The organism is Halarchaeum acidiphilum MH1-52-1 (assembly GCF_000474235.1).
In the GTDB taxonomy this organism is placed as follows: Archaea; Halobacteriota; Halobacteria; order Halobacteriales; family Halobacteriaceae; genus Halarchaeum; species Halarchaeum acidiphilum.
In genome coordinates this window covers 1-607 of record NZ_BATA01000157.1, presented here as the reverse complement: position 1 = coordinate 607, position 607 = coordinate 1, and the positions used below count along the sequence as shown (strand labels likewise).

The window sequence follows — 607 nt, the reverse complement described above, 5'->3', positions numbered from 1 at the left end:
GGGTGCGGGAGTGCCCAGATGGCGCTCTCGAAACCGACTATGAGTGGAACGTTCGACGACGGCGCGATCGCACAGACAAACCACGACGAGGGCGAGATTCGGTACGTCGGGTCTCACGAACATGGAAACGTGCTGGTGACAAAGCATCCAGAGGGCGAACGGCTTACACCCGAGCGCAGCCTCACCATCGTCCAGCACAGCCCTAGTGGATTCGCCGTCGGGTATCGAGGGAGTGGCCCGGCACAGCTCGCGCTCGCCGTCCTCCTCGACTACACCGACAATGCTGCCCTCGCCCAAGAACACTACCAGACGTTCAAAGACGAGGTCATCAGCCGCCTTGAGTACGGCGCCGATGGAACCTGGACGATCACCAACGCCGACATCAAGCAGGTGCTCCCCGACGACATCGCACCACCCGCGTAACCACCCTTTCACCGACAATGCCCGACACGACCGACGCTTCGAGCGACGCGGCCGCCGAACAGCCTACCGAAACCAAGCACGTCGAACGCACCGACGTCGCCGTCTCGATCACCGTCCAACTCAAGCGTGGCTCCGGAACCCGCGACGAAGACAAAATCACGGGCAAAGTGAAAGCTCAGACCCT

2 protein-coding genes are annotated in these 607 nt (G+C 61.9%); both read left to right on the top strand.

The window, feature by feature from the left end:
• Positions 1 to 423: DUF6166 domain-containing protein (locus AOZ13_RS13650; RefSeq protein WP_324603269.1), on the top strand; the 423-nt coding region annotated here is incomplete at its 5' end.
• Between the two features lie 17 nt (positions 424 to 440).
• Positions 441 to 607, top strand: a 167-nt coding sequence (locus AOZ13_RS15920) for a DUF7389 domain-containing protein (protein WP_449404308.1), incomplete at its 3' end; no start/stop codon positions are given.